This is a genomic window from Neobacillus cucumis (genome assembly GCF_023715505.1).
In genome coordinates this window covers 161,113-187,764 of the sequence record NZ_JAMBOH010000011.1, presented here as the reverse complement: position 1 = coordinate 187,764, position 26,652 = coordinate 161,113, and the positions used below count along the sequence as shown (strand labels likewise).

The following is a 26,652-nucleotide window of genomic DNA, read 5'->3' as shown; positions in this document are numbered from 1 at the left end:
GCTGGTATTTTTACGATTTTGATTGGAGATATTGGAGTACATAAATTGTCCTTAGGTAGAAGCAAGGGGACGGTTCTCTTGCTTCCTGCAGAAGAAAAACCCCTTTCGCTAATCAGGCGAAGGGGGGTTACTAGTTAGTTATTATCTTTTATTGCTTCGGCAAATATCCTAAAATGGGAGCACAAGAACCGTCCCCATGCTCCCAACTTATGCTGCTTTCCTTGCGGCTGCTTCCTTCTGTCTTGTTTCCGGGAAGGTTGCCACTAGGAAGATGTATAAGCTGGAGGCAGCGATGAAGAAGATCATGGCTGGTGTGTATCCGGAAGAGCCTAGGATAAAGCTCCAAATAATGGTTGCGATGGTTTGACCGGCGTAGGCAATGGCCCAAAATAATCCGAACATAATTGTCAATCTTTGTGGTGTCATCCCTTTTAATTCATGAGGGAGATTCAAAAAGATTGGGTACTGGATATACATCGCAAATCCAGAAATGGAAATAAGCGTATATGATAGGAGCGGAAGTTTATTAGCGAAAACAATCCCAAGGGCAAACGTTCCTACCATGACAATTCCTGAGAACAGAAGGGTTGGCTTCCGCGGAACTCCTTTATTCCCGATGGTAATCCCGGCAAATGTACCGAGAATACCAAATCCTGAAATTAACAGGTTCGTCACTGAGCCATTTAACAATGTATATTGGTCAAAAATCGCTTTAAAGCTCACGAGCGATAAGACATACAGAGTTAAAAAGGAAGCAAACGCCAGGCCATAGCGCCAGAGAAATCCATCCTTGAGCGCATCTTTGTAACCATACTTTTCTGTTTTTTTACCTGTTTCCTTCGTCGTAAAGTTCTCCGCTTTCCAAAGCCAGCCGATAAAGAAAAGAATCGTTAAAGAGGCAAAAAACGTTAACGTTACGCGCCAATTGGCTACCATTTGCTTGGCAAAAACCGTGAATAAGACAGCGACAATAAAGGCACCGGCATTATAGGCGACCGTATTGGCGGCATTAATGCGCAGCTTTGTTTTTGAATTTTTTACATAGTGGGCAACGATTGGGTTCATGTAGACAATCACCATCGAGCCACCTACGGCCATGACCATCCGAGCGACTGTATAGGCCCAATAATTAGGCAGATAAATCGCGACAAGCCCCATCATTAACAGGCCAATCGCCGTGCCTGCTGCTTTTCTTGGTCCTAATTTCATCAGTACCATTGCTGCTAAAATGTTGGCAAATACACGCGCAGTCGTAATCGAATAGTTCACTAATTGAGAAATAATCGGATCGACCTGCCCACCGAAAAACGTTTCCGTTATTTGCGGTGTCAAGGAAGAACCCGCCACCCAGTTCATGGCAAAGGTTACATAGGCAAGCCATAATACCGCCATCATAAAATAACCTTTTTTGGTATGATTGATCGTATTCATATTTTCATCTGCTTTCATTAGAGATTCCATCTCTGGCAAAGGTTCTTTTTAGATTACAGGTTGCATGGTTTCCTTTAATACAGTAACTGAGTGATTAAATTGATGTTTTTCTTTTTCATTTAAGTCGATTTCAATAACTTCACGGATTCCGCCACGGTTAATGACAGCTGGAACGCCGATAAAGACATCCTGTTGTCCATATTGGCCATCTAGATAAGAAGATACCGTTAAGATACAGTTTTCATTATTTAAAATTGCTTTTGTAATCCGAACAAGGGACATCCCAATTCCATAGTAGGTAGCGCCTTTTCGTTCAATAATATGATAGGCCGCATCACGGACGTTAACAAAAATTTGCTCTAGGCATTCTTTGTTTAGTTTTTCGGCTGGAAGTTCTTCAAGTCTTTCCACACCTACTGAGGCACGGCTCCAAACCGGAAGTTCTGTATCTCCGTGTTCCCCAATGATATAAGCATGTACATTTCGTGTGTCCATGTTAAAATGCTGGCCAAGGGCAAAGCGTAGTCGCGCAGAATCTAAGACAGTACCAGAACCAATCACTCGCTCTTTTGGCAGACCAGATTCTTTCCAAGTTACATAGGTTAAGATGTCGACAGGGTTTGTTGCGACCAAGAAAATGCCGTCAAAGCCACTGGCCATGATGTTTTTTACGATTTCTTTAAAAATTTTTGTGTTCTTTTCGACTAATTGTAAACGGGTTTCACCTGGCTTTTGCGCCAATCCTGCTGTAATAACAACTAAGTCCGCAGTTTCACAATCTTGATAAGTACCGCTCCATACGTTGATAGGGGACGGAGCAAATGGGATTCCGTGGTTCAGATCCATCGCTTCGCCTTCGGATTTTGCCTCATTCACATCTATCAAAACTAACTCTTCTGCCACTCCTTGATTAATCATGGAATAGGCATAGCTGCATCCGACTGCACCTGTTCCTATTAAAACTACTCGATTCACTTTCTTATTTCTGTTTTCCATGATGTTCTCTCCCTTTTATATGAAATGAATAAAATGATATAAGCTATATTCTTGATGTAATGATTCATAAATAACTTGACTATGTTAGTATATCACTAGATTGTGAAGTTTTTCACAATAAATATGACATTAATATGAATCTTTCGTTGAAAACCTTTACAAAGAGCGCGGGGACGGTTCTTATGCTTCCTTTTCACTAAGTTTTTTTTAAAAGACTAAAAACAATGACAATGGGGAAAACCACACGGATTACTAGCTGGGATTAAAGATCCGATTGGGATGTTAAATGAGTTTTCTAGGGAAATGGAACAAGAAATTACAAAAGATCGTTAGCCCGACAACAAGGAAACGGATAACCAAATGCAGCAGAAGTGAAAGGAGAGTGCACCGCCAGACAGGGTTGGTGCTTCTCTTTCTATCTGCGCAGTAAAAAGGATTATATTGAGTACGGAGACGCTGATTCATTATAGCGTTGGATGGGGAGCAGGCTGCCATTTAAGGTTTTGTGAAATATATTAAAAAAGCCCTCCTCCGATACAAAAGGAAAAGGACTTTTTTAAAAAATTAGGAATTAACGAGTTTAATCAAACGTTTAATTAGTTTTGCTATTGTAACCAAAGTTTATATAATCCTTCGGTTATCGCTAAGTTGTACATGTAATACATCCCAAAAGCGATGCTAATGACACCTGTCAGCCGGGTAAGGGTTTGATTTAGCACGCGTTTTTTGGCACTAAAAACGAAAGGAATCCCAATAATGGTTGTAAAGAAAAGCATACCCAAAATGGTTCCAACACCAAATATTAAGATATAAACAGCCGCCTCCCAAACACTTTTGACTGTACTCATCGTTAGTAAGACCATTGCGCCGCTGCCGGCTAAACCATGGACTAAACCAATAAACAAGGATTTCAGGTATGAAACATTTTGATGTTGGTGGTTATGCTGATGCTGCCCGTTATGAGAATGGGAGTGGAGGTGTTTATGCTCGTCCCCGTCATGTTCATGCTGGTGAATGTGGATATTTCTAAAAGAAAGTACAGTGGTTAAACCAAGATAGACAAGCATGATTCCTACTAAAAATTCTAATGACATCGCCCATTTTTCTGGTATTTCCCCCTTCATTAAAATGAGGATTATTCCAATAATAAATAATGTCGCTGTATGGCCAATTCCCCAGAAAACGCCTGCTAGAGTGGATTTGAATAATTTTTTACTTTGGCTGGCAATGGTAGAAACAGCGATAACATGATCCGGCTCGATAGCATGCTTGATTCCGAGAACAAATCCTAAAGCTAGAACGGATAGAAAACCTATCTCCATAATTTCCTCCTAATTAGTAAAGACTTTTTTTAAAGGTATGAATTCTAGTGATGAAAAATGCTAAATAACTAATCTGAAAAATTATAGCACAAGATCCAATAATTTGTTTATCAGACGAACAAAATATTTCTTGATTTCCGTTCTAGAAGTTGTGAATTTTTTAAAAGGTTCTTCTCTTATCATAGAAAGGGCCTTTTTTATGGTAGTTTGAGGTTTGAAATACTTACCATTAATTAGGGAATATTACAGTATGAGGGGAGTTTTTTGAATTGAATTTTGATTTACATGCTCAGGGAAGCTGGCTGCCGATCCTACTCTCGCTGCTAGTATTTATATATGCTCTTTTTATGCCCAAGAAAGAGATTGGCTGGAGAGAGTTTTATGTTACTTTTGGGATCGTTGGTTATTTTGCTTGGATTTCGGATTCGTTATTAGGGAAAATGTTAGATCTTGTGGATTTCGGGCACCCGAAAATCACGGGAATCGGTGAGTTTTTGAGTTACAGCTTAATACCGTCCTCTATGGCCGTTATTTATTTAAATTACTTAGAGAAGTCAAATAAGTGGAAACTAACCATTATTTTCACCATCATATCAACTTTAATTGAAGAGCGTAGGTTATATGAAACCCCATGGCTGGAGTTTCTTTATCTCGATTCCTTTGTATTTTATCGTATTTGCCTTTTTACTACCTTTCATCGTAAGTTGATAAAATGTAGGTCAATTTAGTCTTAGAACTTCTCCGGCGGCAGCTATTTCTGTTAGGAAGTTGGAATCAACCCAGGAGCAGAAGGAGAGCGCCCTCAAACCTACGCCCCTAAAGTTAATGGACAGCATTGACTTTAGGGCTAGAGAAAAAGAGCCACTAGGGTAGCCAATAGATGCTATAAACGACCGAGCAGAGGAAAAAAGAGCTCGCAGGGTAGACAAGAGATGCTATAGACGACTGAGCAGGAAAAAAAAGAGCCACTAGGGTAGCCAATAGATGCTATAGACGACCGAGTAGAGGAAAAAAGAGTCTCCAGGGTAGTCAATAGATGCTATAGACGACCGAGCCGGGGAAAAAAGAGCCACTAGGGTAGTCAATAGATGCTATAGACGACCGAGCAGGGAAAAAAGAGCCGCTAGGGTAGCCAATAGATGCTATAGACGACCGAGCAGGGAAAAAAGAGCCGCTAGGGTAGTCAATAGGTGCTATAGAACCACCGAGCAGGGAAAAAAGGAGCCACTAGGGTAGCCAATAGATGCTATAGACGACCGAGCAGGGAAAAAAAGAGCTTCTAGGGTAGCCAATAGATGCTATAGACGACCGAGCAGGGATGAAAAGAGCTGCTAGGGTAGTTAATAGATGCTATAGACGACCGAACAGGAAAAAAAAGAGCTCTTAGGGTAGACAATGCACACTATAGAACGACCGAACAAGGGGAAAAAAGAGTACCATAGATAAGAAGGGTTCATAACCTCTGATATAATAGATTAGAATGTCATTTTAATATATATATACAATAAATAGGCTGTTGACTTGTATACAAGATACTAGTATAATCATTATAAAGCGGTTACATAAAAGGTTGGGTGGGACATGAACTTACAAAATATATCATCAGGAAGAGAGACATTATCCAATCATGCCTATCAGGTCATAAGGGATGCTATCGTCACTTTGCAATTTGAACCAGGGCAGCAGGTTTTTGAAGCGGAATTAGGAAATCAATTAGGGGTAAGCCGAACACCGATACGAGAAGCCTTTAGACGGTTATTGGCAGAAGAACTAATTGAAGTCCAACCTCAGCGCGGGAATCGAATTGCTTACCTATCAAAAAAGAAAATTGATGAGGCTCGTTTTGTCAGAGTGAGCTTGGAAGTGAGTGCATTTAAGGAAGTGGCGAAAAAGTGGGATCAAAATAATCCTATTTACCAAACCCTTCATAAGCAAATCGTCGATATTCTAGAAAACCAAAAGAAAATGGCGGAAGATCATAATTTCGACCTCTTTCTGCAACTCGATGAACAATTTCACTATACCATACTCGAAAGCATGGGCAATGCCACGTTAATTTCCATTATCAATCAAATGAGGGGCCATCTAAATCGCCTTAGATATTTGGAATTACAAGAGACCAAACACTTTATACGGCTGGTCAATGAGCATGAGTCGATCTTTGAAGCGATTTTATCGAATGATGCCAGGAAGACGGAAGAACTGTTAACCAGCCATATCCGTTGGCTGGAGGATAGTACGCAGACACTTATTGAAAAATATCCTCATTTTTTCAAAGACTAAAACAGGATAATAGTAAGTACGTTTAATCAACAGAATCATGAAAAATAAACGTACTTATTTTTATAGCTTGACTTGTATACTAGTATTCAGTAAATTTGCAGGAGGACGAAGGACCTAGTCCCCCCAATCGTTACAAATAAATTTTAATAAAGAAGGTGGACAAAAATGAAAGCGGTACAAGTAAGTAAACCACATGAGCTGACCATTCAAGAAGTTGAAAAACCGCACATTGTCAATCCGAAGGATGTCTTGGTTAAAGTAAAACGAGTAGGTATTTGCGGCTCTGATCTTCATATTTACCATGGCACCAACCCTTTGGCGACATTACCGAGAGTCGTGGGCCATGAGGTGGCAGGAGAAGTGGTCGAAGTTGGACCAGAGGTTGCGAATCTGCAAGTTGGTGATCATGTTGTAGTGGAGCCGATCCGTTATTGCGGAGAATGTTATGCCTGCCGCAAGGGACAGCCTAACGTGTGCCAATCCTTAACGGTATTTGGGGTCCATGAAGATGGCGGGATGCGGGAATGGTTTGTCCTTCCTGAAAAACAATTGCATAAGGTGAATGCTGAACTCCCATGGGAAGAAATTGTTTTAGCGGAACCTTACACGATCGGCGCACAGGCTGTTTTTCGCGGACAGGTGGAAGAAGGCGACACCGTTCTAATCCAAGGAGCCGGACCGATTGGTATTTGTGTTCTCAAGATGGCAAAATTCCATGGTGCAACGGTGATGGTCACAGATTTGAGTGACGAGCGATTATCCTTTGCAAAGGATAATGGTGCAGATGTAGTCGTTAATGCCGGGCGGGAAGAGGTTTTAACGGCTGTCCACGAATGGACGAAAGGGGAGGGAGCAAACAAAGTCATTGATGCAGTTTGCCTGCCTAGTACGTTTGCATTATCACTTGAGGCCGTTTCTGCTGCCGGAAATGTGGTCGTTCTTGGTTTTGATGAACAGCCTGCCGCAATATCACAGCTTCCTATTACCAAGAAGGAAGTAACGGTTACTGGATCAAGACTACAAACCTATCAATTTCCAAAAGTAGTAGAGCTGCTTAACGAAGGAGAGCTTCGTCATAATGGGCTGGTAACCCATACCTTCCCTCTTGCACAAGTACAGGAAGCTTTTACGTTTGTCGAAGAACATCCTGACCTAGTTAGGAAAGCAATTATTATGTTTGAGTAAAGGCGGAGGTGTGTTATGAATATTACATTTCGATGGTATGGACGAAATAATGATACCGTTTCCTTGGATCAAGTGAAACAAATTCCCGGAGTCAAAGGGATTGTCTGGGCTTTGCATCACAAACCAGTTGGGGAAGTATGGGAGACAGAAGAAATTCAAGCGGAAGTCAATTATATTCAATCGTTTGGATTCCATACAGAAGTGGTTGAGAGTGTCAATGTCCATGAATCTATTAAACTAGGTAACAAGTACCGAATGAAGTATATCGAAAATTACAAGCAAACGATTCGCAATCTTGGCGAGTTTGGCGTGAAAGTCATTTGTTATAATTTTATGCCGGTCTTTGACTGGACGCGGACAGAAATGTTTCACCCTTTGGAAGATGGTTCAACGGCATTGTTTTATGAAAAAGCGAAGGTTGATAATTTAGATCCAGAGGAGCTTATTCGGACCGTATCGGCCTCGTCTGACATGACCCTTCCAGGCTGGGAACCAGAAAAGCTTGCCCGAATTACGGAATTGTTTGATACTTATAAAGAAGTAGATGAGGAAGCCCTATGGGGGAACTTAGCCTTTTTCCTAGAGGAAATACTCCCTGTTGCGGAGGAGGCCGGCATAAAAATGGCGATTCATCCGGATGATCCGCCATGGTCCATTTTTGGATTGCCGAGAATCATTACAGGGGAACAAAGCTATGAAAAACTGATTAGCATCTCCGATTCTCCGGCAAACGGTTTTACCTTGTGTACGGGATCAATGGGGGCCAATCCTGCCAATGATATGGTGGAAATCGCCAAGAAGTACGCGAGTCGCTCACCATTCTCCCATATTCGTAATGTAAAAATCTATGAGAATGGTGATTTTGTAGAAACCTCCCATTATACACAAGATGGTTCTATTAATATTAAAGATGTCGTGGGAGAATTGAACAAACAGAATTATCAGGGCTATGTAAGACCAGACCATGGACGCCACATTTGGGGTGAAGTCTGCCGCCCGGGATATGGGCTGTATGACCGTGCTTTAGGCATCATGTATTTACATGGTTTATGGGATGCCTACGAATCTCAAAAGGAAGCAGGTGAACTTCAATGCTCCCCATTCATGAAAATTTAACTGGCAGGGTGGCCGTCATTACAGGCGGAAGCGGTGTCTTATGTTCAGAGATAGCGCGTGAACTTGCCCGCCATGGCGTGAAAGTAGCGATTTTAAATCGAACAGCTGAAAAAGGACAAAAGGTAGTGAATGAAATTGTTCAGTTCGGCGGAACTGCCATAGCGATTGCAGCGAACGTTTTGGATAAGGTATCCCTTGAGAACGCTCGAGAAATCATCCTTGAATCGTTTGGCAGTGTTGATATTTTGATTAATGGTGCAGGAGGAAATCACCCTGACGCGATAACCGGTCCTGAGACTTATGAAGAAAACGGCAGCGGGCAGTCATTTTTTGAATTAGATCCAAAGGGTTTTTCTCAGGTGTTTGACAGTAACTTTATTGGGTCTTTTCTAGCCAGTCAGGTATTCGGAAAATCTTTGCTTGAGGCAAAGGCACCGGTGATTATCAATTTTTCATCAATGAGTGCTTATGCTCCAATGACAAAAGTACCTGCATACAGTGCAGCAAAAGCATCGATTAATAATTTTACGATGTGGATGGCGGTTCATTTTGCCGAAAAGGGCTTACGAGTAAATGCGGTTGCACCGGGGTTCTTCCTGACAAACCAAAATAAAAACCTGCTGCTTAATGAGGATGGAAGCTATACCGCACGTTCGAAAAAAATTATTACCGGAACCCCTATGAAACGGTTTGGGAAACCGGAGGATTTAATAGGGACCATGCTCTGGCTTTTAGATGAAGAGTATTCCGGGTTTATCACAGGGATCACGGTACCGGTGGATGGAGGCTTTTTAGCCTATTCGGGAGTTTAAGTGCTGCTGATGAACAAAGATGAGAGTGCGAATGACTGGGGAGTCGTTCGCACAGGGATTGGATTATTTTTAAAAAGGAAATTTGAAAGCGTTGACAAGATTCTAGGGGGTATATGAATGTTAGCCAAAATGTTTTCGAAAGATAAATTGCCTATCCTGTTGTTATTATTCTTAGCCGGTGTCATTAATTATTTAGACCGTTCTGCATTGTCGATTGGGGCTCCGTTTATAAAGGAAGACTTGCACTTATCGGCCACCCAAATGGGAATTATTTTTAGTAGTTTTTCTGTTGGATATGCGATTTTCAACTTTATTGGCGGAATGGCTTCTGATAAATACGGTGCGAAACTTACTTTGTTCGTTGCGATGATCGTTTGGTCTTTATTTAGTGGGGCGATTGCCTTAGCCGTGGGATTTACTAGTTTAATTGTCATTCGTATCTTATTCGGAATGGGGGAAGGCCCGCTTTCGGCAACGATCAGCAAAATGGTCAATAACTGGTTCCCGGCTGACCAACGTGCTTCTGCGGTTGGTTTGGCGAATAGCGGAACACCACTTGGCGGTGCGATTTCCGGTCCGATTGTCGGCTTCATCGCAATTACCTTCAGCTGGAAGATCTCCTTTCTACTTATCATGGTCATCGGTCTTGTTTGGGCGGTGTCATGGTGGAAGTTTGTAAAAGAAAAGCCTGCTGCGACTGCGAAAAAGGCGGCCGTGGTAAAAGCGGATCAGGTTTTACATGAAAGACGTCCATTAACTTTTTATCTAAAACAAAAAACAGTTTTATTTACGGCATTTGCGTTCTTTTCCTATAACTATATCTTGTTCTTCTTCTTAACCTGGTTCCCAAGTTATTTAGTAGATGCCCGCCATATGAATGTAAAGGATATGAGTGTGATTACCATGATTCCATGGATTGTAGGCTTCATCGGTCTAGCCTCTGGCGGATTTGTGTCAGATTTTGTTTTTAAAAAGTTTACCAACAAAGGTGTTCTATTCTCAAGAAAAGTTGTGCTTGTTACTTGTTTATTTATTTCAGCTGTTTGTATCGGATGTGCCGGCCTTGTCACAACGACTGTCAGTGCCGTAACGTTGGTAGCGCTTTCTGTCTTCTTCCTATACTTGACAGGTGCCATTTACTGGGCCATCGTCCAGGATGTTGTCGAGCCAGGCAGTGTTGGATCTGTGGGTGGATTTATGCACTTTTTGGCTAACACCGCTGGAATCATTGGACCGGCATTAACAGGCTACTTAGTGGATCAATCTGGTTCATTCACATCAGCCTTTTTATTAGCAGGCGGACTGGCCGTGTTTGCTTCGCTTTCTGTCATCCGTTTTGTTCGTCCTATCAAGTACCCCAACACGAAAAAAGCAGACGTAAATATGACTGTTTAACCTTTGGCAGATGGCTCAAACCTGTGGTTTGAGCCATCTCTTTTTTTGGAGCCAAGGGAACCGTCCCTTTGCTTCAAATGCACAGCCAGGTCAATTAACTGTCGGAACGGTCAACGAAAACTGGACAGGGGATGCCCGTTATTACGAGTACACTACTGCGGCCGACCCAATTGGGAGCGGCATCATCAGCCCAATCCCTGCCAAGGAATTTAACCCGGAATTATATAACTCCGGAGAAACCCGGATTGTAACGATTGATCTTTCTGTGGAATTGAGAACTGAATATCCAGTGACAAGCCCATCACTACTCACAAACTTTATCAGGATTACTTCTGGTGATTCTATCAACACCAATCCAAACGCTACAAGTGAACTAAATTATATTATTTCCGGCACCGGAACCACTCTCGTAAATGGTGAAACTATCAATTGGAAGAAAGGCGACTTCATGACACTGCCATCTGGTTCTGTGAGCCGCCACACTGCTTCCGAAGACGCAACAATCTATTATATATTAGACACTCCGCTGCTTGATTATCTCGGAGTTGAAGCAAAAAAATTCCGTTTCGAGCCAACACTTTTTACTGCTGAAGAAGCCCAGGCTAAATTAGATGAGGTAGCCAATGCTCCGGATGCACATTTAAAAAACCGAATCTCTATTCTGTTAAATAATCAAAAGTTCGATCAAACTTTAACGATTACCCATGTATTATGGGCGATGTTCGGCATCGTTCCAGTAGGATCCAACCAGGCACCGCACAGCCATAAATCAGTCGCTCTTGACTTTGTTGCCTATGCAGCGCCTGGAACTTATACACTGGTAGGAGATAAGGTTGATCCTGAAACATCCGAAATCATCGACCCGATCCGTATCGACTGGGTACCAGGAAAGGCATTCGTAACTCCTCCAGGATTATGGCACTCTCACCATAACGAGTCCGGAGAGCTGGCATTCATCATCCATTCAGGACGCGGGCCTTCAGACATACCTTCGTACTTTGGATATTCAATTCACTCATTACGACCAGGACTAATGAGAGTAGCCAAGTTTTGTGAGCGTAACATTAGAGTGCCGGGTAAAACCCTTCTGCCGCATCCAATTAACGACTGTAGAAGCAAAAGATGCGGAAGGTTTAGTAAATAAAATCATCCAATCGATTCATCAATAAGTCAGGCTGACCCCGAGGTTCTTATGAACACTTACAGGGTCAGCTTTTTTATTTTCAGAGGAATTTGAGATATAATAAAGTTATATCCAGGAATTTGGAAGGAATTTATTTCTATGAAAAAAAGGGTTAAATTAGTGGTCGGGATTTTCCTGATCTTTAACCGTTCCAGGTTTTTAAGATAATGGATTATTTGGCTGGGCTTTATTAGCAAAGAAAGTAAGAATGAGTTTGGAAAAACTTAGTCGCTTCCGATGCACATAAAATTTTTAACTGCAGGGGAACTGATATATAAAAACTGTACATACTATCATAATCCTTTCGAAGATTTGAATTTAAACCAAATGAGGTGGAAAAATGGCAAAGGAATTAACTGGCGTACATGCCGTTGTTACAGGAGGATCAAGCGGTTTAGGATATGCAATGGTAGAAGCACTTCTTGATGAAGGAGCAACGGTTGCAGTGGCATCCCGTCCGGGAGCAAAAATGACGGAAGCTGTAAAAAACCTTCAAGATAAGGGATATTCGAATGTTTTTGAACTTCCATTGGATGTCAGGTCAGAGGAATCGGTACAAGATGCAGTGAACTGGGTAAAAACGGAATGGGGTAAGATCGATGTCCTCGTGAACAATGCCGGGATAGGCATGAGGACTGTCAACCCAAAATTCCTTACAGAACCACAGCCTTTCTATCAGGTCTCTCCTGAAGGGTTTCGAAATTTAATCGATACAAATGTGACCGGTTATTTCCTAACCTCCCGGGGATTCGCTCCTCTGATGGTCGAGCAGGGAAGAGGAAAAATCATCAATATATCGATGAATTATGAAACCATGAAACGAAAAGGATTTGTCCCATACGGCCCTTCTCGTGCCGCAACCGAGTCCCTGTCATTTATCATGGCTGAAGACCTGCGTGAATTTGGAGTGACGGTAAATATACTTCTTCCTGGCGGGGCCACCGTAACCGGAATGATACCTGATGAAGTGAGAAGGGAACTTGAAGGAAACTCTCAGCTTCTGAAGCCGGAAATCATGGCAAAACCTATCGTTTATCTTGCTTCCGAGCAATCTGAAGGATTAACAGGTGAACGCCTAGTCGCAACCGAATTTGACAGCTGGTTAAAAAATAGAACCAAATAAAATGAGTGAAGAGACTTCTTCTTTGGCAATATGAATGAATAGGAAAGAGACTTATTTTTGCGGTTTTTCGTTCATCGGGGTTATGAATGACTTTAGGACGGGTTGTCCTTATGGTTTTCTCATGATGATAAATTGGTTATAAATGGTAAAAGAGCCAATAATCTATGGAAATGAGCCAATCTTAATGAAAAATTAGAGCTAGTATTTAGAATAAAAACGAAATTGTATGAACGCTTATTAAAAGAAAGATAAATTGTCTTTCAACTATTTTATATTAAAAAAATAGTTGAAAGGACGAGCAACTATTGATGGAGTCTTAAAATCAACATTTTCCCACGTCAATCCTATTAGTTTATATAGTACCTTTGAGAAACTTACAGGTTCCAAAATAAATTGACGTTGGATGAAATGTTTTAACCAGTTCATTACCATTAAGAGTGTGCATGGGTTTGTCCGTTAAGCTTATTAAAAAAACTCCCGTCCCACAAAAGGGGAAGGGAGGATATGCTAATTTTTCCCGCGGTACTAGCGACATGATGTGACGACACCTAAAGCCGGTAGGAAGGTTGCTGACTAAAAATTTATGCATTTTGCAATTCATATTCGTTATGAAATGTGATTTTTATACTTTACTGCTTCAAGGAGCAAATCGACAATATGGACACCCCTCATTTTTGAACTCAAGCCTTCACGCTCGATTCCAAGCTTCATCTGTATCAAAAGTATTTCGTCAAATGGAAAGAGCAAGGATTGTTTAACTAACGGTTAGCTTTAATTTAACAAGAGCAAAAAGAATCTTCTAACCTACTATCCTTTTTAAAAGCTCATTTTTTTTTAGCTGCTTATATAGCGGGTATGTAATAAAGTACACCCAGCTAAAACGGAAACAACAATCCGTGAGTTAAAAAGCGCTTTAGATGGAAAATACAGTGATTATTTCGTTAAATTTGCTAGAGAGGCAAGAGATAAAGGAACAGGTCTTTGGGCATACGGGGAAAATGGAACAACTAAAGGTGATCTTGATCAAAGTACTGCAGTATCTAGTTCCCAAACGTCATCTAATAATACACATTACCAGGTAGTGGTGGTTTATTAAAAATTCTTTAGCTTTTTGACTAATACCCATTTGCTTATTGTATTTATAAGAAAACTCCTTCAAAAAATGTAAAATGAGAATTTCAATATCAGCTTTTCTTTCGCGTAATGGTGGAATATTAATTGTAAACCCATTAATTCGATAATATAAATCTTCTCGAAAACTAGGTTTTCCCTTTCGATTCGATAACTGGTGAATACTTTTGGCTATAAACTCTTTTCCAACTCCACTTTCTCCTCGAATCAAAATGGGAATATCCGTTGGTGCCAACCTTTTTAGCTTAAAAGTTTTTCAGCAAGAGGACTTCCCCTAGAAATAATAAAATCATTCATTTCTAAAGGTAACATTTGAACCCGATGTAGTTCATTTTCTAGAAAATTAATATATTCGTTTAAAAAACACTATCAATGGAAGAATGTCGAAATGCTGAAGCACTCCTATTAAGGCTGCACATGGACGATAAAGGTTGGTATTGGCTTCGTATTCAAAGTCGCAGGATCGTTCATTTTCTTATCTGTAATCAATAAAAACTGTACAGTGCCATTTTGACCAAGCGTGGCAGAGTTACCGGACCAAATTCTATCATCGTCAGAAGTAGCTAAATTACCATCGCTCCAATCAGTAAAAATTTCAATGTTCCCTTGATCGAATTCCTCTTTGGTTCTTGCATCAGCTGGAACATATGCAATGGTTTGACCGACTTTCATGTTGAGTGTATTTTGTTGAGCCGCAACCACATTTCCGTCATTATCCAATTTGAAAGCCACTTGAACGGAACCGGCTGGAGAGAGCTGTGATGCAGGTGTCTTAGAGTCAACGTATTTTTTTCCTTGCAGTGACAACTTTCGCATTCCTAATTTCCGATCTCCTTTGACTATTAGGACGTTCCCCTGTTGTTCGCTGGTCAGACCAATGGTATCTAATGTTTCCTCTAATGTACAGGTACCATTTTCATCAATCGTCAAGGCTAATGCCTTCGATGAATAAAGTACAGACTTTCGGATATTCTCTAAACAAAAAAAAAACCGGGCGGTTTTTGCCCGGTTTTTCTTATCTAGTAAAATATTTTCATTATTCATAAAAGCAGACAAATGATTAATCTCTTTAAATAGTAAGATTTTATAATGCCTTAGAGCCGTTTGCATCTGCTGCTTTATTTCTAGAAATGAGTTCTGCTTCAATCTGAGATATCTTTGAAGATTCACTCATACGCCAATAGGTGATAAGGCTTATTGCAATACATGCGGCTACGTAGAAGAAGAAGATGGACTCAAGGCCAATACTCTTTAACCACAATGCCACGAATTCCGCAGTCCCGCCAAATATAGCAACCGTCAGGGAATAGGGGAATCCTACTCCAAGTGCGCGAATTTCAGTTGGAAATAACTCTGCTTTTACAATAGCATTGATAGAAGTATAACCGGTTACAATTGCAAGACCTATCATCATAAGGATAAAGGCCATAATCGGGCTTTTTGTATGCTGCATGAGCAGGAATAATGGGACAGTTAGTAATGTTCCAAATATACCGAAACTCATCAATAATGGCCGGCGCCCAATTCGGTCGGACAGCATCCCGGCGAGTGGTTGAAGAACAACAAATGCAAGTAATGCAATAAAATTGATCCAGCTTACGGATTCTTTATCGATCCCTACCGTATTGATCATGAACTTCTGCAAATAGGTTGTAAACGTATAGAAAGCAACTGTTCCGCCAAGTGTTAAGCCAACAACTGTTAGAACAGCCTTAGGATATTTCATCAAAACCTTAAGGGTTCCGGCACTTTTACGGGTTTCTGAACCCATTTTTGAGAATTGTTCTGATTCGTCCATCGTCCGGCGTAACCAAAGTACAGCCAATGCTCCTAATGCTCCAATTACGAAAGGAATACGCCAGCCCCATGAAACCATATCTTGTTCATTGAGTACTTGCTGAAGAACAATCTGAACCCCAAGTGCCACCAGCTGTCCAGCAACTAGTGTAACGTACTGGAAACTCGAGTAGAAGCCGCGGCGGCCGCTGCTGGCCATTTCAGATAAATAGGTTGCAGAAGTTCCGTACTCTCCGCCTAGTGATATCCCTTGGATGAGGCGGGCGAGAACGAGAATAATCGGAGACAGTATACCAATACTGCTGTAACCCGGAATACAGGCAATAACGAGAGAACCCCCGGCCATGATCGAGACGGAAAGTGTCAATGCGGCCCGGCGGCCAAAACGGTCGGCGTAGCGTCCCATTAATAAACTGCCAATTGGGCGCATCAGAAAACCAATCGCAAAAATCCCCGCTGTGTTGAGCAATTGGATGGTAGGATTTCCTTTTGGAAAAAATTCAGCTGAAAAGTAGACTGCAAAAGCAGAATAAACATACCAGTCGTACCATTCAATTAGATTTCCAAGCGACCCTTTGAAGATGTTGCTCCTAATACGTCGTGACTCTGCACGATTAATAGATTGTTTCACTTTTAAAATCCCCCTTTTTTAAGTAACTTAATGGTGCACAGCTGCATCCAAACTAGTACCCGAAGTGTTGATGTAACAACATTCCTTTTACCCCAACCCCTGTTGTGATGTAAGCGGATTCAAAAAAATACTAGCATTTCCCACCTTCTTCTAACTTAGTTCTCGTAATATACTATGCAACTTTCGTGCCAGCTCGTATCTGAGGGCCCGATCCCTTATTTTTAAGGGAAGTTCATTAGAAAAAAATTGAATTTTTCATCAATAAAAAAAACAATCCGGCAAAAAACTCCGCTTAATACGGAATTTTTTACCGGATTGGATCATCGAATCGTACATTTCTTCCGTCCACGCAACATGGCCTACTGATCGCCATTTTCTTTATAGTATTTCTTCGCACCGGGATGGAGGGGTACCACGAGACCCTTTCCCGCTTCTTTTCTATTAATCTGATTCGCAGCTTGATGAGCCTTCTGCACAACATCCAGACTTTCAAAGAATGTTTTGGTTATTTTATAAACCTGATCATCTTTTAAATCGGAACGCACCAGGAGGATATTGCGAATAGCGACCGTTGGGACGGGCGATACATTTTGATAGACCGCAGTCGGGATTTCCGCTTTCTCAAAAAACGGAAACCGCTTGATCAGCTGATCAACGTCCGCAGGCTGGATCGGAACGATCATAACTTCCTTTAACCTCTGCAATTCCAAGACCGCGTTATTGGGGAGGCCGGATGTTACAAAAGCAGCATCAATGGTCTTGTTTTTTAATTGTTCAATCGCCTCATTGTAGGAGAGGTATTCGGGTTTCAACTCATTATAGGTAATGCCATGTTCACCTAATATCATCCGGGCATTTACTTCTACACCGCTATTCGGTGCACCGACTCCGACCCGTTTTCCTTTCAAATCGTACACCGAATTAATTTGGTTTTCTTTCAACGTAACTATTTGCACATAGTTAAAATAAAGTCCTGCCACCGCTTTAAATTTTTGCGTGGGTCCACTAATCTTAAAATTTTCTTGCCCCTTTAACGCAAAAGAAGCAGCATCCGACATAACAAAGGCTAGGTCTGCCTTATGTTTCTTCAGGAGGTTCACATTCTCCACCGAACCGTCGGTAGACTGAACCGTGGCATTGTAGCCAAGTTTTTCTTTATAAACTTTAGCCAATGCTCCACCAATGGTGTAGTAGGGACCGGAAACACCGCCCGTTGCAATTGTTAAAAATTTCTGTTCGCCGTCTACATTGTTGGATCCTTTCTCAGGTAATTTAGAACATCCGACTGTAATAGCCACTAAGATTAACACTATAATCCGGATCCATGAACTGATCTTACTCATCTTTTTCCCTCAAATATTGCTTCAGCTTTTCACGTAATCCCCGTTCACTGATCACTAATTGTTTAGCCGTATTGAGGCGATGACCCTCATTTTTTTCCAGAGTGTAAAGGATGTACGCTCGATTCACTTCAGCAAGCGAAAGACCTTCCGGGATAAACAAACCACCCTCTTTAGGTTGTTCATCTTTGCCAGGAGACCATTTCTGATAGACCGTTGCCGGGAGATCAGAGGGCTTAATGACCTCTTTTTCCGAAAGAGCGACCGCATATTCCAGCGTATTGGAAAGTTCTCTCACGTTACCAGGGTAAGCATAGTTGTAGAGAATCCTTTTTGCGTCCAGACTGCAGGTCTTTGTGCGGATGCCCATATTTGAGGAGTATAAAGTTAAAAAATGTTCGATGAGCAGCGGTATATCCTCCTTGCGCTCGCGTAAGGGCGGGACATGAATGGGAATGACATTCAAGCGATAGAAGAGATCTTCGCGGAAATTCCCGTTTGCCACTTCTTCCAAAAGATTCCGATTTGTGGCTGATATAATTCTTACATCTACTTCCTTCGTCTGCTCGGAACCCAATGGCGTGACCACCTTCTCCTGAATCACCCGTAAAATCTTGGCTTGAAGGGCAAGCGGCATTTCCCCGATTTCATCCAGAAATATAGTACCGCCATCTGACCGTTCAAAAAGCCCTTGCTTTCGCTGATAGGCGCCTGTGAACGCTCCTTTTTCGTGCCCGAACAATTCGCTTTCAAGTAACGGTTCGGGAATGGCTGCACAATTGATGACTGAAAATACGCCATTCTGACGGCAACCCTGGAAATGAATGGCGCGGGCTACTAATTCTTTGCCTGTTCCGCTTTCTCCCGTTATCAAAATATTGGAAGGGATATCCTTTACCTTCTCGATCAATTGGAATACCTTCCGCATAGTACTACTCTTACCGATGATATCCGCATAGCTTTCCTGCTGGCGCACCGCTTGGCTTAATACTTGAACCTGCCGGTGCAGCTCCTGGAAAGCAAGGGCCTTGTTCAGCAGTAATTTTACTTCCTCCAAATTAAGCGGCTTGGTCAGGTAATGATAGGCTCCAGCTTTGATTGCCTCGATGGAAGATTCAATCGTTCCATAGGCAGTCATAATTATCACAACGGCATTTGGTTTCTTTTCCTTGATGATCCGCAGAAGATCCATTCCGCTTGTTTTCCCCAAATTCAGATCGAGCAAAATGCCATCGATGTCCTCTTTTTCCAGCAGGTTTAATCCTTTCTCCGCAATAGTAGCTGTCCAAACTGTGTATTCATCCTCAAGAGCGAATGAAAGTGATGAACAGATTGCTGGTTCATCATCAATGATTAAAATGTTCATCACGATGCATCTCCTTCGTTTGAAAAATATAGTATAAAAGTAGTACCTTTATTTTTGACACTTTTCACTTCAATCCGCCCGCCATGCTCCAGCATAATTTTCTGGCTAATATACAAGCCTAATCCAATTCCTTGACTCTTTGAGGTATAGAAAGGCTGGAACAAATGAACAATGTCCCGTTCTTCGATTCCTGCCCCTAAATCCGTAATCACCAGGCAGATCAGTTGTCGATCCGTCTTCGCATGAAAGGTCAATTTCTTATCTATTGTGGCGGACATTGCTTCAATCGCATTGAGGATCAGATTGATCAGTACCTGTTTTATGCGATCACGGTCCACATACACTTCCAAGTCGGGAGAAATATCAACCTCAAGTTTTATCCCTTCACTTCGGATCTGTTTCCTGAATAGACTTGTCACAGACTGAATCAGGTCTTGAAGGTTTGCCCATTTTCGGTGCATGGGCTTTTCCCGTGAATAATCGAGTAAATCCTCGATAATCCTGTTCATTCTTTCTACTTCTTCCGGGACGTGCCGGACCAGCTCAGCCCGGAAGCGGGAATCATCCAGCTTGAGCGGGAGTAATTCAGCAAAGGTTTTAATCGCTGTAAGCGGATTGCGAAGTTCATGAGCAATACCGGCGACCAGCTGACCTAGGGCCCGCATTTTTTCCTGGGCAATCAGCCTAGCCTGCAGGTGCTTCTGTTCTGTCCGGTTCTGGAGGGAAAGGATTCCTCCTGCCTGCTCTCCCGCACTGTTTTGTAAGGAAGCTAAATAATAATGAAGAATCCGGTCGGTGCCATCCCTCAGATGGAACTCACCTTGCAGCATCCGCTGCTCGCTTAAATCTGCCGTCTGATCGAGAGGAATTTGGGGCAGATAATCCACGACGTTTGTTCCCCCCAACTCGTCCTTGATACCAAGAAGATTACGGGCAACGTGATTGATCAAGGTAATTCTTCCTTCCTGATCAAAAGAAAGAATCCCGTTATCGACACTGTCCATTACTTTTGTTTGAAAAGCAAAGCTATCGGCCAAAGCGGCAGTTTGTTTTTTAACCTCTTTTTGCAATCGTTTATTCCAAAAAAAGCTTCCCGCAAGCACAATGACTGTAATCCCCAATGCGATGAGCAGTCCGGAGACAAGCTTTCGCCACCATCCAATTTCCATCCCGTTATAAGGTTCGAGATACTGTGAATATAAGCGTTCATAAGTTCCATTACGATGAAGCTCTGCCAATCCCTTATTCAATTCGTTTAACAGATTATAATTACCTTCTCGGACAGCAAAAGCATAATCTGATGGCGGAATGAGCCCTGTGCGAATACGGTAATGAAGTTGTTTATTTTCTTTTTGGAGAATGTATTCGGCCGTCCAGCGATTGCCCAGGAATACATCTGCTCTTCCTAGAAAAAGCATTTCCATTGCATCAGGCTGGTTAAAGGCAACGAGCATTTTGCTTCCTCTAATGCCTTCCAGCTGGGTGATGACGGTGTCTTCCCGCTGAACCGCAACGACTTTTTCTTTTAGTTCATTAATACCTGATAGATCCCGGATTGCTGCCGGAACAACCACCGCATCTGAAATGGTCAGATAGGAATCGCTGAAGTCCAAAAAAGTGTCGACGGTGCTTGTATATTTCATGCCAACTATGACATCCAGCTGGCCTGCTTTCAATTTATGAACGACATCTTCCAACTCAAGAGGAATCAATTTGATTTGCACCCTTTGTTGTGCAGCAACATTCCGGATAAGCTCGATGTCAAAGCCGGCAGCTGCTCCGTTTTGATCTAAATAGGAAAGAGGGGGCAGGTTCTTGTCGAAACCGACGCGAATAACATCCTTATCCTGTGCTTCCGCCATTCCTGGCAAAGTCGGGAAAAGAAACAATAATAGAAAAACTACAAGCAAACCTAAGCGCCACAAAAGCAGACTACCCCCTAACAAATATAAACTGTAATGGTTCTAATGTTCTTGTTTACTATCCGTAACTTCTGAAGCAATCCTGAATTCAGAATGGAAGGGCATTCATTTTTCAAACAGCACATCCTTTTAAACGTTGATGTTCCTAATATCTAAAGCTAAGAAAATATGTTTTTTGGTGGAAAAAGGTAAAAAGGCTTTCGAAATCGAATTATACCAAAAACTAATTTATGTACAACCAACTTTGTTATATATTTTATCATTCTTGTTAAAAATCAAATAGACTTGGAAGAAGATGGAGGGAAAATGTAGGTTTGAGGTTAGGCTTATTGGGACAAGACAGGCAAGTAATCTCCTGTGCTAGTCCGAATAGTTATTTGGAGTCTACGCTTATTAAAGGTCAAAGAATAAGGGATAACGCTTAGTTATCCCGCTTTGTTATGTTTTGAACAAAATTCTTGCCTCTTTTTAGTGAATATTCCTTTTCTTAAAGTTCCCCCCCTCGTACTTCAGCAATATCGCCGATGGCAAGGAAAGCTTTCCATTTCTTCATTCCACGATCTTTTTTCATTAAAAGTGTCCCCCTTTTTAATTATTGTAGGAACGTTAGTTCTTATTTATCATGAGAAATATAACAACAATTTTATTGATATGTTTACATCCCCCTTCCGTTTTTATCAGTCATGCAGCCTTAAGGCTGCGGTTTTTCTTCAGAAATAAGGAAAAGGAACAGCCTAAAATTTATTATAAAACACTAAACTTCTCATCCCGAACATCGCTGATAAACATATGTCCAGGTGCATGGGTAATCATGATGGATGGTTTACTATTCATTGCAACCGCTTGTGGTGTAACGCCGCAAGCCCAGAACACCGGAATTTCACCAGCTTTAATGGGTACAGGATCGCCAAAGTCAGGCTTTGAAAGATCAGCGATGCCAATTTGGCTTGGACCACCAATATGAATCGGAGCCCCATGTACAGCTGGAAAACGTGAAGTAATTTGAACCGCACGAATCGCATCCTCCGGTTTCATTGGCCGCATGCTGACAACGGTCGGCCCTTCAAATACACCCGCTCCTTCACATGGAATATTCGTCTTATACATCGGAACATTACAATTCTCTTCAATATGACGAACCGGAATTCCACTTTCTAATAGTGGTGTCTCAAAGGTAAAACTGCAGCCGAGTAAAAAGCCAACCATATCGTCTTCCCAATACTCCGAAATATCGGTTACTTCTTCGGTAAAAACACCATCTCTGTAAATCCGATATTTCGGAATATCCTTTCGAATATCGGCAGTCCGAGCAATTTTACCAGGAATAAAAGACCCAGGTTCCGTTACATCCAGCAGTGGACATGGCTTTGGATTTCGCTGGCAGAACAACAGAAAATCAAAAGCATATTCTTTCTTTAAAATTACTAAATTCGCTTGTGTGAACCCTTTTGACATCCCCGCAGTCGGCCCTGTGATCGTTTGTTTGCGAATCAGTTCTCTGATTTCAGCGGGAGCCATATTTTCATAGCTGATCATTTTATATCCCTTCCTTTAAAAATCTATTTAAAAAGCAATGGAATTTGTTCAATTAATGTATCGATTCCTAAATATCCCATGACGATTACTACTAATCCGCCTGTAATGGTAAGCCATAGTGGATGTTTATAATCCCCAACCACATTTTTCTTATAAACCCCAATTAATAAGGTTCCTAATGCAATTGGCAAAATAAGCGCATTGAGGGCACCGACAAGAAGTAAAATTTTAACCGGTTTGCCTACCAATGAAAACGTTAAGGTGGAAACTAAGATAAATAAGATAATAATCCAATTGTGATATTTCTCAATCACCGGGCTGAAAGAACGAATAAATGAGACCGAAGTGTAGGCAGCTCCGACAACGGAAGTAATTGCTGCGGCCCACATGATAATGCCAAACATGCGATAACCTATATTACCTGCGGCAAGCTGGAATACAGAAGCGGGAGGATTTGCTGCATCAATTTGAAGTCCCTTTGATACAACTCCAAGTACGGCTAAGAATAAGGCAACACGCATCAACCCTGTTACAACAATTCCGGTTACAGAACTTTTTGTCACTTCCGGTAAGGATTCAACCCCTTTGATTCCAGCATCTAACAAACGATGTCCGCCGGCAAAGGTAATGTATCCGCCGACGGTTCCGCCTACAAGCGTTACGATGGCAAAAATGCTGATTTTTTCTGGTGCAACCGTATTGACTATAGCTTCCCCAACAGGAGGAGAGGTGATAAAAGCAACATAAATCATTAAGAGGATCATGACGCCACCGGCAACTTGGGCTACCTTGTCCATTGCTTTGCCTGCTTCTTTTACAAGGAAAATAAAAATAGCAAATGCGGCACTAATGATGGCGCCGGTTTTTGGATCCAGACCAAGCATCGCATTTAATCCAAGACCTGCTCCTGCGACATTTCCAATATTAAAAGCAAGACCACCAACTACAATAATTACAGCTAAAAAAATACCTAATCCGGGTAAAACCTTATTGGCGATCTCTTGGCCACGCAATCCAGAAACCACAATGATACGCCAAATATTGATTTGAGCAAAAGCATCAAGAAGTAATGAAATTAAGATGACAAAGGCAAAACTTGCAGCTAATTGTTGAGTAAAAACTGTTGTTTGTGTTAAAAAACCGGGGCCAATTGCGGATGTAGCCATTAAAAAAGCGGCTCCCAGTAAAACACTATTGCTGACCTTCTTTTTCTTCTTTGCTTTTTCTGCTGCTACATTTTCTTCTACTTCTACTTTTTTCGTGATCATTTAATTGCCTCCCATTCTAGGTGTTGATGGGTGATACGAGGATCTGGTTTTGTTCTATGGTTTCTTTAATATATTTTGCAAAAGCAAGGGCGAGTTCGCCATCTCCGTGGATACAAACCGTATCTGCTTTCAATGAAACTTCGGTGTTCTGCTGTGACGTAACTTTTCCTTCTGTCACCATTTTTATGACCTGTGCCACTGATTGTTCCTTATCCGTTATTAATGCATAAGGCTGTGACCTGGAGGTTAATGTACCATCTGATTGATAAGTTCGGTCAGCAAACACTTCATGTGCTGTATTAAGACCAACTTTCTGACCAGCTAATACTAATTCACTGCCGGCAAGTCCGAATAAAACCAATTCAGGTGAAACATCATAGACTGCTTGGGCAATGGCTTCTGCCAGCTTCGCATCTTTTGCCGCCATATTGTATAATGCTCCGTGCGGTTTTACATGCTGCATTTTCTCATTAAACACGGTTAAAAATCCTTGAAGAGCGCCAATTTGATAGACAACCATGTCATAGGCTTCTTGCGGTGAGATCTTCATTTCCCGGCGGCCAAAGCCATTTAAATCAGGGAGTCCGGGATGCGCGCCGATTTTTACTTGATTTTCAATCGCCAGTTTGACCGTTTCTCTCATGACACTTGGGTCTCCGGCGTGAAAACCGCAGGCAATATTTGCCGATGTTACATATTTTAAAATTTCTTTCTGCTCGGCTAAGCGATATCTGCCAAAACTTTCTCCAATATCGCAATTCAAATCTACCTTAAACACATTTTATCCTCCTTTTATTTTTTGATGGAACCGTCAACACTCCACTTTTTATAAAGCGTTGTCATTTAAAAATTAGAGTTTAGTTCTGAAATAAGGAATTGAAGTTTTAAAATTTAAATTCATTCTATCATAAAATGAAAAATCTGAGTAGACAGTAATTCGGGAATTTTCTAAAAATATAAATAGAATTAATTTTTATGCACTAAACAGCTTGTTTTTTTAATTCTGAATATTATAATGATCGTATATCCATTTTTTAAAACATAAGTTCCGAATGACGAAACTAGTCGGAGGTTTTTACATGTGTTCTCTTATAAATAAAACCGTCATCAAACCTTTAGGTGATTCGGCCCTGATTGTACACCTTGGTGACGAAATCAGTCCGGCCATTCACCGAAAGATTCAAGCGTTCTCAGCATTATTAAATCATCACCAATTTGAGGGGTTTGTGGAGTCCGTACCCGCTTTTACGAATATAACCATCTATTACAACCCAGTAGTAGTGCATCATTCCATCGTAAATTCCCAACCAATGACTCCATTTCAAAAAGTGAGTGCAAAGCTCAATGCATTACTACAGCAAATGGATGATCAGCAGGTTTTTGAGGGAAGATTGGTGGAAATTCCTGTCCTTTATGGTGGAGAATATGGACCTGATTTAGAGTATGTAGCGTCTTTTCACAAGATATCCGCGGAAGAGGTGATCCAAATCCATACCGAAAGCGAATGTTTGGTGTATATGATTGGTTTTGCTCCAGGGTTTCCATTTATGGGGGGAATGGACGAGCGAATTGCAACTCCCCGCAGAGAAAGCCCAAGGACCGCGATTGTACCCGGTTCAGTCGGAATTGCCGGAAAGCAAACGGGCATTTATTCACTGGAAACACCTGGTGGCTGGCAAATTATTGGCCGCACGCCGCTCGAATTATTTCGTCCTGATTTGAATCCTCCTACATTACTAAAAGCGGGAGATAGAATAAAATTTTTCCCAATTTCTCCTGAGGAATTTAACACATTTAAGGAGGGGAGCCGATGACTGTAAAAGTATTTCATCCGGGACTGTTAACCACGATTCAAGACTTAGGAAGATATGGTTCACAAAAATATGGTGTTATTGTTGGCGGAGCGATGGATTCATATTCGCTAAGAGCTGCAAATCTGCTGGTTGGGAATAAAGAAAATGAAGGGGCACTGGAAATCACCTTATTCGGTACCGCGCTTTTATTTGAGGCGGATCGGGTCATAGCGATTACCGGCGGAGATTTACAGGCTGTTATCGACGATAAAAAAGCAGCAACATGGCGGCCGATTTTGGTGAGAAAAGGGTCTATTTTACAATTAAAATCAGCCATCAATGGGTGTCGCGCCTATGTCGCCTTTGCCGGTGGTATTGACGTTCCTGAAATAATGGGAAGCAAAAGCACTTATCTTCGGGCAGGTATTGGCGGATTTAAGGGCAGAGCTTTGAAAAAAGAGGATGTCATCGAGTTCGCTGAGATGAATGAACTTAGTCAATCCATATTCGCAAAATTGGAAAAAGTGGAATGCGATCCAACCTGGTCCGTCAATTTTACAAAGCTAGTCAATCTGCAGCAAGCCCAGACCATGCGAGTCATCAGGGGCTCCGAGTTTGACCGTTTTGATGAAAATAGTAAAAGGGGCCTGTTTCAGAAATCGTTTAGGTTAACGACCCAAGCCGATCGGATGGGTTATCGAATCGAAGGACCCCAACTTTCATTAGAAAGGAAATTTGAATTATTGTCTGAAGGGGTAACCTTTGGAACGATTCAAGTCCCGCCAAACGGAAACCCAATTGTCTTAATGGTGGATCGGCAAACAACTGGAGGCTATCCAAAAATAGGGCAGATTATTTCTGCTGATTTATCAAGCATGGGTCAACTGCAACCGAACGCAGTGATTCATTTTAAAGAAATTTCCCATGAAGAAGCGGAAAAAGAACTATTGGCGAAGGAAAAAATCATCGATGAAATAAAAGTGGGGATCCGCTTTAAAATACTGTATGGATGAGAGGAAAAA

General features: G+C 41.6%; 22 protein-coding genes. 10 read left to right on the top strand and 12 right to left on the bottom strand.

Features of this window, described 5'->3' with window-relative positions:
* Positions 1–207 precede the first annotated feature (207 nt).
* From M3226_RS17280 to M3226_RS17270, 3 genes are all read right to left on the bottom strand, one after another.
* Complete coding sequence (locus tag M3226_RS17280; RefSeq protein ID WP_251567347.1) at positions 208–1,449, bottom strand: MFS transporter; 1,242 nt, start codon at positions 1,447–1,449, stop codon at positions 208–210.
* 30 nt (positions 1,450–1,479) lie between these two features.
* Positions 1,480–2,427 (bottom strand): L-lactate dehydrogenase, encoded by a 948-nt coding sequence (locus tag M3226_RS17275; protein WP_251567345.1) that lies wholly within the window; start codon positions 2,425–2,427, stop codon positions 1,480–1,482.
* Positions 2,428–3,032: 605 nt separating this feature from the next.
* The gene (locus tag M3226_RS17270) at positions 3,033–3,749 is read right to left on the bottom strand and encodes a HoxN/HupN/NixA family nickel/cobalt transporter (RefSeq protein WP_251567343.1); all 717 of its coding nucleotides are present in this window, start codon (positions 3,747–3,749) and stop codon (positions 3,033–3,035) included.
* Between the two features lie 269 nt (positions 3,750–4,018).
* Between M3226_RS17270 and M3226_RS17265 the strand changes: the two genes are divergently transcribed.
* The 8 genes from M3226_RS17265 to M3226_RS17230 all read left to right on the top strand — a co-directional run bounded on the left by M3226_RS17265 (position 4,019) and on the right by M3226_RS17230 (position 12,846).
* Positions 4,019–4,477 (top strand): hypothetical protein, encoded by a 459-nt coding sequence (locus M3226_RS17265; protein WP_251567341.1) that lies wholly within the window; start codon positions 4,019–4,021, stop codon positions 4,475–4,477.
* Positions 4,478–5,330: 853 nt separating this feature from the next.
* Entirely contained in the window at positions 5,331–6,032 is a 702-nt protein-coding gene (locus tag M3226_RS17260; protein ID WP_251567339.1) for a GntR family transcriptional regulator, read from the top strand.
* 165 nt (positions 6,033–6,197) lie between these two features.
* Complete coding sequence (locus M3226_RS17255; protein WP_251567337.1) at positions 6,198–7,217, top strand: zinc-binding alcohol dehydrogenase family protein; 1,020 nt, start codon at positions 6,198–6,200, stop codon at positions 7,215–7,217.
* A gap of 15 nt (positions 7,218–7,232) precedes the next feature.
* Positions 7,233–8,333 carry a mannonate dehydratase gene (gene uxuA / locus M3226_RS17250; protein ID WP_251567336.1) on the top strand — a complete coding sequence of 367 codons (1,101 nt, stop codon included), beginning with the start codon at positions 7,233–7,235 and terminating at the stop codon, positions 8,331–8,333.
* The gene (locus tag M3226_RS17245; RefSeq protein ID WP_251567334.1) at positions 8,309–9,145 is read left to right on the top strand and encodes an SDR family oxidoreductase; all 837 of its coding nucleotides are present in this window, start codon (positions 8,309–8,311) and stop codon (positions 9,143–9,145) included. Before uxuA ends, M3226_RS17245 begins: the two co-directional genes overlap by 25 nt.
* 129 nt (positions 9,146–9,274) lie before the next feature.
* Positions 9,275–10,540 (top strand): MFS transporter, encoded by a 1,266-nt coding sequence (locus tag M3226_RS17240; protein ID WP_251567399.1) that lies wholly within the window; start codon positions 9,275–9,277, stop codon positions 10,538–10,540.
* 28 nt (positions 10,541–10,568) lie between these two features.
* Positions 10,569–11,684 (top strand): cupin, encoded by a 1,116-nt coding sequence (locus M3226_RS17235; RefSeq protein ID WP_251567332.1) that lies wholly within the window; start codon positions 10,569–10,571, stop codon positions 11,682–11,684.
* A gap of 379 nt (positions 11,685–12,063) precedes the next feature.
* Positions 12,064–12,846 (top strand): SDR family NAD(P)-dependent oxidoreductase, encoded by a 783-nt coding sequence (locus M3226_RS17230; RefSeq protein ID WP_251567330.1) that lies wholly within the window; start codon positions 12,064–12,066, stop codon positions 12,844–12,846.
* A gap of 1,054 nt (positions 12,847–13,900) precedes the next feature.
* On the opposite strand, the gene M3226_RS32270 is transcribed toward M3226_RS17230, so the two are convergent.
* The 9 genes from M3226_RS32270 to M3226_RS17190 all read right to left on the bottom strand — a co-directional run bounded on the left by M3226_RS32270 (position 13,901) and on the right by M3226_RS17190 (position 24,615).
* A complete protein-coding gene (locus M3226_RS32270) occupies positions 13,901–14,212 on the bottom strand; it encodes a sigma 54-interacting transcriptional regulator (protein ID WP_285857882.1) in 312 nt (103 codons plus the stop codon).
* Between the two features lie 170 nt (positions 14,213–14,382).
* Positions 14,383–15,033, bottom strand: a complete 651-nt coding sequence (locus tag M3226_RS17225) for a hypothetical protein (RefSeq protein WP_251567329.1) — start codon at positions 15,031–15,033, stop codon at positions 14,383–14,385.
* A 28-nt stretch (positions 15,034–15,061) separates the two neighbouring features.
* Positions 15,062–16,405, bottom strand: a complete 1,344-nt coding sequence (locus M3226_RS17220) for an MFS transporter (RefSeq protein WP_251567326.1) — start codon at positions 16,403–16,405, stop codon at positions 15,062–15,064.
* A 359-nt stretch (positions 16,406–16,764) separates the two neighbouring features.
* Complete coding sequence (locus tag M3226_RS17215; protein ID WP_251567322.1) at positions 16,765–17,748, bottom strand: TAXI family TRAP transporter solute-binding subunit; 984 nt, start codon at positions 17,746–17,748, stop codon at positions 16,765–16,767.
* The gene (locus M3226_RS17210; RefSeq protein WP_251567319.1) at positions 17,741–19,111 is read right to left on the bottom strand and encodes a sigma-54-dependent transcriptional regulator; all 1,371 of its coding nucleotides are present in this window, start codon (positions 19,109–19,111) and stop codon (positions 17,741–17,743) included. The genes M3226_RS17215 and M3226_RS17210 overlap by 8 nt, the downstream gene beginning before the upstream one ends.
* A complete protein-coding gene (locus M3226_RS17205; protein ID WP_374110623.1) occupies positions 19,111–21,036 on the bottom strand; it encodes a transporter substrate-binding domain-containing protein in 1,926 nt (641 codons plus the stop codon). The genes M3226_RS17210 and M3226_RS17205 overlap by 1 nt, the downstream gene beginning before the upstream one ends.
* Before the next feature lie 741 nt (positions 21,037–21,777).
* Positions 21,778–22,569 (bottom strand): putative hydro-lyase, encoded by a 792-nt coding sequence (locus M3226_RS17200; protein ID WP_374110622.1) that lies wholly within the window; start codon positions 22,567–22,569, stop codon positions 21,778–21,780.
* 23 nt (positions 22,570–22,592) lie between these two features.
* Positions 22,593–23,837 carry an NRAMP family divalent metal transporter gene (locus M3226_RS17195; protein WP_251567316.1) on the bottom strand — a complete coding sequence of 415 codons (1,245 nt, stop codon included), beginning with the start codon at positions 23,835–23,837 and terminating at the stop codon, positions 22,593–22,595.
* Positions 23,838–23,853: 16 nt separating this feature from the next.
* Positions 23,854–24,615 (bottom strand): LamB/YcsF family protein, encoded by a 762-nt coding sequence (locus tag M3226_RS17190; protein WP_251567314.1) that lies wholly within the window; start codon positions 24,613–24,615, stop codon positions 23,854–23,856.
* A 301-nt stretch (positions 24,616–24,916) separates the two neighbouring features.
* Here M3226_RS17190 and pxpB point away from each other — a divergent pair, with 301 nt between their 5' ends.
* Together pxpB and M3226_RS17180 are read left to right on the top strand one after the other, a co-directional pair.
* Positions 24,917–25,651 carry a 5-oxoprolinase subunit PxpB gene (gene pxpB / locus M3226_RS17185; RefSeq protein WP_251567311.1) on the top strand — a complete coding sequence of 245 codons (735 nt, stop codon included), beginning with the start codon at positions 24,917–24,919 and terminating at the stop codon, positions 25,649–25,651.
* The gene (locus tag M3226_RS17180) at positions 25,648–26,643 is read left to right on the top strand and encodes a 5-oxoprolinase subunit C family protein (protein WP_251567308.1); all 996 of its coding nucleotides are present in this window, start codon (positions 25,648–25,650) and stop codon (positions 26,641–26,643) included. The genes pxpB and M3226_RS17180 overlap by 4 nt, the downstream gene beginning before the upstream one ends.
* The last annotated feature ends 9 nt before the right edge of the window (positions 26,644–26,652 follow it).

Coding starts and splice junctions, on each gene's coding strand:
- M3226_RS17215 (WP_251567322.1), bottom strand. CDS start 17,748: ATGAGTAAGATCAGTTCATGGATCCGGATTATAGTGTTAATCTTAGTG.
- M3226_RS17275 (WP_251567345.1), bottom strand. CDS start 2,427: ATGGAAAACAGAAATAAGAAAGTGAATCGAGTAGTTTTAATAGGAACA.
- M3226_RS17240 (WP_251567399.1), top strand. CDS start 9,275: ATGTTTTCGAAAGATAAATTGCCTATCCTGTTGTTATTATTCTTAGCC.
- M3226_RS17280 (WP_251567347.1), bottom strand. CDS start 1,449: ATGAAAGCAGATGAAAATATGAATACGATCAATCATACCAAAAAAGGT.
- M3226_RS17255 (WP_251567337.1), top strand. CDS start 6,198: ATGAAAGCGGTACAAGTAAGTAAACCACATGAGCTGACCATTCAAGAA.
- M3226_RS17180 (WP_251567308.1), top strand. CDS start 25,648: ATGACTGTAAAAGTATTTCATCCGGGACTGTTAACCACGATTCAAGAC.
- pxpB (WP_251567311.1), top strand. CDS start 24,917: ATGTGTTCTCTTATAAATAAAACCGTCATCAAACCTTTAGGTGATTCG.
- M3226_RS17245 (WP_251567334.1), top strand. CDS start 8,309: ATGCTCCCCATTCATGAAAATTTAACTGGCAGGGTGGCCGTCATTACA.
- uxuA (WP_251567336.1), top strand. CDS start 7,233: ATGAATATTACATTTCGATGGTATGGACGAAATAATGATACCGTTTCC.
- M3226_RS17270 (WP_251567343.1), bottom strand. CDS start 3,749: ATGGAGATAGGTTTTCTATCCGTTCTAGCTTTAGGATTTGTTCTCGGA.
- M3226_RS17210 (WP_251567319.1), bottom strand. CDS start 19,111: ATGAACATTTTAATCATTGATGATGAACCAGCAATCTGTTCATCACTT.
- M3226_RS17200 (WP_374110622.1), bottom strand. CDS start 22,569: ATGATCAGCTATGAAAATATGGCTCCCGCTGAAATCAGAGAACTGATT.
- M3226_RS17260 (WP_251567339.1), top strand. CDS start 5,331: ATGAACTTACAAAATATATCATCAGGAAGAGAGACATTATCCAATCAT.
- M3226_RS17195 (WP_251567316.1), bottom strand. CDS start 23,837: ATGATCACGAAAAAAGTAGAAGTAGAAGAAAATGTAGCAGCAGAAAAA.
- M3226_RS17230 (WP_251567330.1), top strand. CDS start 12,064: ATGGCAAAGGAATTAACTGGCGTACATGCCGTTGTTACAGGAGGATCA.